Consider the following 10,042-nt stretch of genomic DNA (forward strand, 5'->3'; position numbering starts at 1 on the left):
TCAATTCAACGGTACAAGGAATGGTAGCTATGCATACGGGTTTTGCCTGTAGCACAAATGCGCTACGTGGCCTCGCACCGAGGTGCCGATCGGCGAGGCCGGCCCGCCTGGCCGGCTTGCCGACAAGCCCTAATTGCCGCCGTCCTCCGCCGCCGCGGCATTGAGGGCCGTAGCCGCGGCGCCGCCTTCACCCGTTCCCTTGCTGTCGTCCACGGACACACGGGGCGCAAAGCTTCCGCCCGAAAGAGTGTTGAGAGAAGTCTGGTAGGCACCGACCAGCGCCGTACCGCCCAAAGCCGCAGAGGCGGCGTCTCCGCTGCTCAAGGTCAGCTTGCCCTGCACAAAGCGCAGGCTGTAGTTGCCGTTGGCCAGCAGCCCGCCAGCAGTGATGTCGTATTCACCGGCCAGGTAAGCGCCCTGCGCGCTTCCACCGTAGGCCACGCTGCCGGTCAGCACGGTGGCGGCCGTGTCCCCGGTGACGAGGCCGCTGTAACTGACGCCGTTGCCGCCGCTGTAAGGGCTGCCGCCCATCTGCGTGTCGTTGTTGGCCGTCACGGTCAGTTGCTTCGGTGTGATGCTCGCCGTGGTGGAAGCGCTGCCGCCGCCGATAAGGTTGTAGTTGCCGGCATCCGTTCCGCCGACGGCGATGCCGGTGACACTGACGGCCTTGTTGAGGCCGGCGTTCGCGTCGGCAAAACTGGCATTTCCGGTCACGGTGAGCACGTCACCCACGAGGCCGTTGTTGCTGAGCGCGACGGTGGCCGCCGTATTGCCGTCATAGACCTTGCTGGCGCCTGTGGCCTGAACCGTCAGGTCGGCCTTGTGGATGCTGGCCGTCGTGCCGGCCTGGCTGGTGATGGCGTAGTTGCCCGCATCGGCGCCGCTGTAGCTGCTGCTCAGGTTGACTGTCTTGCCGGTGCCGGCGTTTTTGTCGCTGAACACACCGGTGGCCGACACGTTCACCACGTCGCCGGCAAACAGGCCGGTGTAGCTGGCGCCCGCCGTATTGACGGTGGCTGCCGTGTTGGAGTCATAGATCTTGTCAGCGGCCGTAATACCGCTGACGGTCAGTGTGGCCTGGCCGATGGTGGCCGTCGTTGTCGCCTGGCCGGTGATCACATAGTTACCCGCATCAGCACCGCTGTAGCTGCTGCTGAGATTCACCGTCTTGCCGGTGCCTGCGTTTTTGTCAGTGAACAAGCCTGTGGCCGCCACGCTGACCACGTCACCGGCGAACAGGCCGTTATAGGCAGCACCCGCCGTGTTGACGGTAGCCGCATCACTGGCGTTGTAGGTCTTGTCGCCTGCAGTGATGCCGCTGACGGTCAACGCGGCCTGGCTGATGCTGGCCGTGGTGCTGGCCTGGCCGGTGATGGTGTAGTTGCCCGCATCGGCGCCGCCGTAGCTGCTGTTCAAGGTCACCGTCTTGCCGGTGCCCGCGTTTTTGTCGCTGAACAGGCCTGTGGCATTGACGGCGACCACATCGCCGGCAAACAGGCCGCTATAGCTGGCACCCGTCGTATTCACGGTGGCGGCATCACTGGCGTTGTAGGTTTTGTCGGCGGCGGTGATGCCGCTCACTGTCAACGCGGCCTGGTTGATCGTGGCCGTGGTGCTGGCCTGGCTGGTGATCACGTAGTTGCCGGCGTCGGCGCCGCTATAGCTGCTGCTCAGGTTCACCGTCTTGCCGGCGCCCGCATTCTTGTCGCTGAAGAGGCCGGTGGCCACCACGCTCACTACGTCGCCGGCGAACAGGCCGTTGTAGGCCGCACCAGCCGTGTTGACGGTCGCCGCGTCGCTGGCGTTGTAGGTCTTGTCGGCGGCGGTGATGCCGCTGATGGTCAACGCCGCCTGGCTGATGCTGGCCGTCGTCGTCGCCTGGCCGGTGATGGTGTAGTTGCCTGCGTCGGCGCCGCTGTAGCTGCTGTTCAGGCTCACCGTTTTGCCGATGCCTGCATTCTTGTCACTGAACAAGCCGGTTGCGGCCACGTTCACCACGTCTCCCGCGAACAGGCCACCGTAACTCGCACCCGCCGTGTTCACAGCGGCGGCATCGGTGGCGTTGTAGGTCTTGTCGGCGGCGGTGATGCCGGTCACCGTCAACGAAGCCTGGCTGATGCTGGCGGTCGTTGTGGCCTGGCCGGTGATCGCGTAGTTGCCGGCGTCGGCGCCGGTGTAACTGCTGCTCAGGTTGACGGTTTTGTTCGCCCCCGCGTTCTTGTCGGTGAACAAACCGGTGGCCGCCACGTTCACCACGTCTCCAGCGAACAAGCCGTTGTAGGCAGCACCCGCCGTGTTGACAGTGGCTGCATCGCTGGCGTTGTAGATCTTGTCGGCAGCAGTGATGCCGCTGACGGTCAATGCCGCCTGGCTGATGCTGGCCGTCGTTGTCGCCTGGCCGGTGATGGTGTAGTTGCCTGCGTCGGCGCCGCTGTAGCTGCTGCTCAGGTTCACCGTCTTGCCGGCGCCGGCGTTTTTGTCGCTGAACAAGCCTGTCGCAACCACGCTCACCACGTCGCCGGCAATCAAGCCGTTGTATGAAGCACCCGCCGTGTTCACAGTCACCGCGTCGCTGGCGTTGTAGGTCTTGTCGCTCGCCGTGATGCCGCTGATGGTCAGGCTGGCCCGGTTGATGTCGGCCGTGGTTGTGCCACTGCCCGATGCCAGCACGTAATTGCCCGCGTCGGCGCCGGAGAGGCTGCTGGTGTAGCTCACGGTCTTGCCGGTGGCGGCGTTCTTGTCGCTGAAGGTGCCGCTCTGGTTGAGCGCCACGGCGTCGCCGACGACGAGGCCGCCCAGGCTGCCGCTGAGGGTGGCGCCCGTCGTGCCGTCATAGGTCTTGTTCGCGGCCGTGGTTCCGTTGACCGTCAACGTGGCCGCCGTGATGTCGGCGGTGGTGCTGCCCGCGGCGATGACGTAGTTGCGCGCATCGGTGCCCAAGAGGCCCAGGGTCACGGTCTTTCCGCTGCCCACGTTCTTGTTGTCAAAGGCGCCGCCCAGGCTCACGCTGTCGCCGCCGATAACACCGTCCAGGGCGGCGCCGCTCACGCTGGCCGCGGTGCTGCCGTTGTAGGTCTTGTTCGCGGCCGTGGCCGTGCCGTTGACCGTCAGCGTGGCGGCCGTGATGTCGGCCGTGGTGCTGCCGGCGCCCGATGCAACGATGGAATAGTTACCGGCGTCGGCGCCGGAGAGGCTGCTGAAGTAGTTGACCGTCTTGCCGGCGGCGGCGTTCTTGTCCGTGAAGCTGCCGACCTGGCTCAGGCCTACCGTGTCCCCGGCAATGAGGCCGGAGAGCGTGCCGCCGCTGACGGCGGCGCCGGTGGTGCCGTCGTAGGTCTTGCTGGCGGCCGTGGTGCCGCTGACCGTCAACGCCGCGCTAGAGATGAAACCGTTGGTGGCGGCGATGGTGTTGCCTGCGGCCATGACGTAGTTGCCGGCGTCGACGCCGGAGACGCCAAAGCGCACGGTCTTGCCGCCGCCGGCGTTCTTGCTGTCAAAGCTGGCGGCCAGGGTCACCCTGTCGCCGCTGAAAACGCCGCTCAGGCCGCTGCCGATGCTGCCGATGAGAATGAAAGAGGCGGCCGTCGTGCCGTCGTAGGTCTTGCCGAGGATCTGATAAGGATCGCTGACGGTCAAGGTAGCGGCCGTGATGTCGGCGGTGATGCCACCCGCGGCCACGACGTAATTGCCGCCGTCGGCGCCGGAGAGGCCGGCGATCACGGCCTTGCCGCTGCCCACGTTCTTGTTGTCGAAGGTGCCGCTTCCGCTCAGCGTCACGGTATCGCCGCTGAGAACGCCGCCCAGCGTCCCGCCGGTGACGGTGGCCGCCGTTGTGCCGTCATAGACCTTGCCGGCCGCGGTGGCGCCGCTCAGCGTCAGCGTGACGGGGGTGATCGTGGCGGTCCCGTTGAGAATGTTCAGGTCATAGCCCTGCTGGCTGGAATACAGCCCGCTGATGCCGACGCTGTAACTGCCCACGTTCTGGCTGCCGGTGCTGCCGTAGGCGGCCGTGCCGAAGATGAGGCTGCTGTCCGCGCCGCTGCCGAGGGTGTAGCTGCCGCCGCTGAGGGCGGTGCTGCGGTCATAGGTCTTGGAGACGTCATCGGCCGTGACCGCCAGCGCGGTCATGAGGCTGCGCAGCAGCGGCGCGGTATGGCCTTCGTAGATGCGCCAGACCGAAGCACTGCCGCCGCCGGTGGCCAGGTCCCAGCCGCTGAAGCTGGCGGCCTGCATCATCTGGGCGCTGCTCAGGCCGGTGCCACCGGCGCTGCCGGCCTGGCCGGTGGTGCCGGTATCCCAGAGGCTGTTCGTGAAGCTGCCCGTGTTGCTGCCCGCCAGGCCGCCGACATTGGTGCTGCCGTTGACGCTGCCGACGGCATAAACGTTGCGATAGCCTCCCTGGACAGTGGAGCCCACCAGCCCGCCGACGTAGCGGTTGCCGCTCACGCTGCCGGTGGCGTAGGCGTTGCTGACGGTGCCGCCCAGGTCCTCGCCCACCAGGCCGCCGACCTTGTCGCTGCTATAGGTACCGAAGTAAGGGCTGTTGGAATCGCTGTTGTCGTAACTGCCGTTCACGCTGCCGCTGGCGTAGGCATTGCTGATGATGCCGTAGAGGTTGTAGCCCACCAGGCCTCCCAGGGAGGCGCTGGAGCCTCCCTGAACATTGCTGCTGACGCTGCCGGTGGCGTAAACGTTGGTGAGGGTGCTGGCCGCGCTGGTGCCGACCAGGCCGCCGACATGGGTCCAGCCGCCTACGCTGCCTGCGGCATAGGCATTGCTTATGGTGTCGTTCTGGCTCCAGCCCATCAGCCCGCCGACTTCGGTGCTGCCGCTGACGCCGCCGGTGGCGTACACATTGCTGAGGGTGCTGTTCTGGCTGTTTCCAATCAGTGCACCTGTGTATCTGCTTCCGGCAAAGCTGCCGCCCACCAGGCCGACATTGCGGATCACGCTGCCGCTGGTGGAGCCGAACAGGCCCACGTAGTCGCTGAATGGCCGGTTGATGGTGAGGTTGCTGACAAGGTGGTTGCCCCCGTCGAAGCTACCGGTGAATGCCGTCGTGCCGTCACCTATCGGCTTGAAGCCCTCGCCGCCATTCCACAAGCTGGTGCCCGAGGCATCGATGTTGTTGGCCAGCGTGTAGCTTTTACCCAGCATGCCGGCGGAACCCGCGCCCTGCAGGCCGTAGACATCGGCCAGCTGGTAAGGCGTGGCGCTGCTGCCGTCGCCGCCCAGGGCACGCACAAAAGTGCCGCCGCTGATGCGGAAGTCCGCTGCGGAGAAGGCCGGCAGGCTGCCCAGCTGGCGCCAGCTGCCGCCCGCCAGCGTGAAGGTGCCGACGGTGACCGCCGCCGGAGCGCTGATGCTGCCCACGGCGTTGAGCGTCAGCCCGCCGGCGGCCGCCGTGATGGCCTGGTTGATCTCGATGTTGCGCTCGGCAGTCAGGGTCAGGGTGTTCGTGCTGTTCCAGCCCAGCGCCTCATTGACCTTGATGTCGCCGTTGCCACCCGCGCTGCCCATGGTCGCGGTCTGGATTTCGAAGTTGGTGTTGGCCAGCGTTGCCACCACATCTGCGCCTGTCATGTCGCCGCCGCTGGCCGCGATGGTGAAGTCGTTGGGGTCTATCAGCCATTTTCCCGTCTTGCCAGTTGCGGCCCGGGTTGTCACCCGCGCGCCGGAAGCGACCTTGACATGCGCGGCGCTGGTCTCGATAAAGCCGCCGTCGCCGCCTGTGGGCGCGCTGGCATCCAGCGTGCCGCCCACGTTGACGGTACCCGCCTCCATGTCGCCCATCAGCAGGATGCGGCCGGCTTTGTTCTGCAGCGTCTTCGCTTCAATCACGCCGATGTTGTTGACGGTGGCCGTGGTCAAGCTGTCCATGGCCTTGGCCGAGAGCAGCACCTGGCCGCCGTTGGCCTGGATCAAGTGCTTGTTCTCGGCCAGCGCGTTGATCGCGCCCTGGTCGATGCTGTAGCCCAGCAGGCTGCCGTTGTCGAGGTTCAGCGTGACCTTGTTGCCGGCGGCGAGGAGTGCAGTGCCGAGACTTGCGGTCATCACGCCTTCGTTGCGCACCTCGGGCGCCAGCAGCGCGAGATAACCGCCGGGAGCGGCGTTGAGCGTGCCCTGATTGACGACCGAGCCACCTGAACCGGTGAACACGTGATTGCCGTTCATGAAGTCGGCATTGCTCATGCTGAGCGTCGATGCGACAAGGCCGCCCACGTTCACTTGAGACCCTGCGCCAAACAGCACGCCGTTGGGGTTCAGGATAAACACCTGGCCGTTGGCCGTGAGGCTGCCGAGCAACTCGCTCGGGCTGCTGCCGGTGATGCGGTTCAGTGCAATCGCCTGCGCATTGGGCTGGTTGAAAATGAGCGCCTCGTTGGCACGCGTCGACAAACTGGTCCAGTCGATCGCCGCGCGCTGGCTGGCCTGGTTGATGGTGGTGGTGTTGCCTGCGGTCGCCACGCTGGCCGCACCGGCGGACACCGTGGCGTTGGCCGCATCGGCCGCCCGGGCCTGATGCATCAAAGCCGACAGCGGCACCAGCATCAGCAGCGCGGCCTTGTTGCGCGCCGAGCCGCTTTTACCCTGCCCCTTGGCGTTTTCAGCCACCGCCACCCACAGGTTTGTAGCGGCATTCCACACCAGGCGGTAGATACGGTTCATGCTGGCGTGGCTTTTCATGGGGCTTTCTCTGCGCAAGGCGGCAAAAGAGGAAGAAAACGGCCACATATCCGCCGGCGTTTTCGGTCAATTGAACGATGCAAAGAATGGTAGCTATGCCTACGGGTTTTGCCTGTAGCACAAATGCGCTACGTGGCCCGCCCCAATCCAAAGCACAATGGGACCCAGATGCAAGCGCCCAACCCCCACCCCTCTGAAGAAACCATGCCCCCGGGCTCGGCCGCCCCGCGCATCCACGTTGCCATCGTGGAGGACGACCTCGGCTTTCGCAGCGCCCTGGCCCGCGCCCTGCTGGCCGCGCCGGACATGAAGCTGGCCGGCACGGCCGGCACCAAAGCCGAGGGCCTCGCCCTGCTGCTGGGCCCGCCGGTGGATGTCTTGCTGGTGGACCTGGGCCTGCCCGACGGCTCGGGCATTGAGGTGATACGCGCCGCCGCGCGGCAGTGGCCCAGCTGCAGCATCATGGTCAGCACCAATTTCGGCGATGAAACGCACGTGATGCGCTCCATCGAGGCGGGGGCCGCCGGCTACCTGCTCAAGGACAGCTCGCAGGCCAGGATCGTCGACGAGATCCGCAGCCTGGCCAGCGGCGGCAGCCCCATCAGCCCCATCATCGCGCGCCAGGTGCTGGCGCGCTTCCGGCAGGATACGGTTTCCAGCGGCGCCGCCGGCACGGAAGCGGCGGCGGGTGAACCGCAGCTTTTGTCGGCGCGCGAAAAGGAAGTGCTGGACTTCATCACCAAGGGCTTCACCGCGGTGGAAATCGCCAAGCTCATGGGCCTGTCGCATTTCACGGTGCGCACCTTTGTGCGCCGCATCTACAGCAAGCTCAAGGTCACGTCCAAGGCCGAAGCCATTTACGAAGCCAGGAACCAGGGGCTGCTGGCCGGGTGATCCTGGCAGGCGAAGCCGGCGCAGGGACGTGATTTTTCCGAACAGGCTTTCATGGCGCCACGGCGGCCGCCTGCTGCCCGCCATGGCCGCTGCGCTGCTGGCGGGCGTTGCCGGGCTGGCGGCCCTGAGCGCGTGGTCGGAGGGCGCCGCCAACGCGCACACCCAAGGCCTGCATATCACCGAGGCCGAATGGCAGGTGCAGGACGCCCCCGGCTTCAGCGCCGCGCCGCCTACCATCGACAGCAAGACTTTGCCCGCCGCCTGGCAGCCCGTCCGCCTGCCCCACGCCTTGCCGATCGCCCTGCTGCGCCAGGCGGCGGCCGCCGCACCCGGCGCCACGCGCACGAGCTGGTTCAGGATTTCCTCGCAAGGCCTGCCCGCCACGCACGCGCCGCTGGCACTGTACGGCGCGCGTGTGCGCACCGATGGCACCATTGCGGTCTACGCGGACGGCCAGCTGGTGCACACGGCGCAGCAGCAAGGCCCGCTGTGGAACAGCTCGCGCGTGCCGCTGTGGGTGCTGCTGGACAAAACCGCCGACGGCACGCCGCCGCACGAAATCCTGCTTCGCCTGGAACACACGCGCGCCAGCCAGGTGGCGCTGTCATCGCTGTGGCTGGGCCCGGTCGAGGCCTTGAGCTGGCGCCACAGCTGGCGGCACTGGCTGCAGCAGGAGCTGCCGGCCATGTTCAGCGCGGCTTTCCTGGCGGTGGGCGTCTTCGCGCTCTTCGTCTGGCTCAGGCGCCGGCACCGCACGGCCTACCTGCTGTTCTTCCTGCTGGCGGCCACGTCCTTCCTGCGCGGCCTGCATTTCTACATCGGCTTTCCCATCGCCAACGACTGGTTCGCCTGGCTCACGGTCAACTCGCTGTTCTGGCTGGTCGCCACCGTGCACGTCTCGCTGGAGCTGCTGCACCGCCGCAAGCAAGCGTGGCTGACCCGGGGACTGGTCACCGCGACGGTGCTGATGGGCTTGTTGACGCTTCCGGTCATCGCCACCCTGCCCAACACCCCCAAGGTGACGCCGCTGATTTACGTGATGGCCGCGCTCATGGGCTTTGGCGTCGCACTGGCCGGCGCCATCAACGCCTGGCGCCGGCCTTCGGGTGAGGCCATGCTGGTGGCAGCCGGCACCGCCATGTGCACCGTCTTCGGCGTGGGCGACTGGCTGCTGCAGAACAACTTCATCAGCCCGGAAGGCTGGTACCTCGGGGCCTGGACCAACGCCATCAGCTTCAGCATCTTCGGCACGCTGATGTACCGGCGTTATGTGGGCGCCATCGTCGAGGTGGAGCGCGTCAACGCGGGCCTGGCCGAACGACTGCAGGCCCGCGAAGCCGAGCTGGACGTAAGCCACCAGCGGCTGCGCGCGGTGGAGCAGCGCCAGATGCTCAGCGACGAACGCCAGCGCATGATGCAGGACATGCACGACGGGCTGGGCTCCACGCTGATCAGCGCGATACGCTCGGTCGAGCACGGCGGCATGAGCGACGCCAAGGTCTCGCAAATCCTCAAGGACTGCATGGACGACCTGAAGCTGGCCATCGACTCGATGGAGCCGGTGGAAGCCGACCTGCTGCTCCTGCTCGCCACGCTGCGCTTCCGGCTGGAGCCGCGGCTTGAGGACACCGGCGTCACGCTGCTGTGGGAAGTGCGGGAACTGCCCACGCTGGCCTGGCTGGACCCGTCCAGCGCGCTGCACATCCTGCGCATCGTGCAGGAAAGCGTGGCCAACATCCTGCGCCACACACGCGCCACCGAAATCCGCGTCGGCACTGCCGTGGCGGACGGCGGCGTGCAGGTCAGCATCGAGGACAACGGCCAGGGCTTTGACGTGGAAGGCGCACTGGCCGAAGCCAGCGGCAAGGGCCTGAACAACCAGCAGCGGCGCGCGCAGATGCTGGGCGGGATGGTGGCCTGGGAGTCGGGGCCGGCCGGCACGCGGTTTACCTTGTGGTTGCCGCTGGAGGCCTCTTCCCGTATTCCCTGAGGTATCGAAGGCTCTTTGTTGTTGTTTAGGCGCTGATGTTGTTTTGAGTTCCGGAGCCGGGAGTCGCCCGGCATGCGACTCACTTTTTTTGCTTCGCCAAAAAAAGTAAGCAAAAAAAGGCGACCCGCAGTCTGGGTCCCTGCGCTTCGCTTCGGGCAACCTGCGGTGCTCGACTACGGCGGGGTCTCGCGCAAACTCGCCTGCGGCTCAAACAAGCGCGATCCCTGATCCGCCTACGTCTGCGCTCCTCGGCCCAGCCAGGACGGGGCAATCGGGATCGGGAGCGGGGATAGAAGATCGGACCAAAAGAAATCAAGACCAATAAACAAGGACACGCCATGCCGTGTCCTTGTTTGTATTCAGTGTTTTGTCTTCGGCTGTTTGGATTTCTCCTCCCCGCTCCCACCCCTTGTGGATGCGCCGAGGAGCGCAGGTTCAGGCGGATCAGGGATCGCGATTGTCTGAGCCGAA

General features: G+C 66.2%; 3 protein-coding genes. 2 read left to right on the forward strand and 1 reads right to left on the reverse strand.

The window, feature by feature from the left end:
* Nucleotides 1–129: 129 nt before the first annotated feature.
* Complete coding sequence (locus ACLV74_RS02365) at nt 130–6,687, reverse strand: YDG domain-containing protein (RefSeq protein ID WP_411877756.1); 6,558 nt, start codon at nt 6,685–6,687, stop codon at nt 130–132.
* Between the two features lie 204 nt (nt 6,688–6,891).
* Between ACLV74_RS02365 and ACLV74_RS02370 the strand changes: the two genes are divergently transcribed.
* A complete protein-coding gene (locus ACLV74_RS02370) occupies nt 6,892–7,581 on the forward strand; it encodes a response regulator (RefSeq protein WP_411877757.1) in 690 nt (229 codons plus the stop codon).
* A gap of 82 nt (nt 7,582–7,663) precedes the next feature.
* Nucleotides 7,664–9,571 (forward strand): ATP-binding protein, encoded by a 1,908-nt coding sequence (locus ACLV74_RS02375; RefSeq protein WP_411877794.1) that lies wholly within the window; start codon nt 7,664–7,666, stop codon nt 9,569–9,571.
* The last annotated feature ends 471 nt before the right edge of the window (nt 9,572–10,042 follow it).

The organism is Polaromonas sp. YR568, assembly GCF_943369415.1.
Classification (GTDB): Bacteria; Pseudomonadota; Gammaproteobacteria; order Burkholderiales; family Burkholderiaceae_C; genus Polaromonas.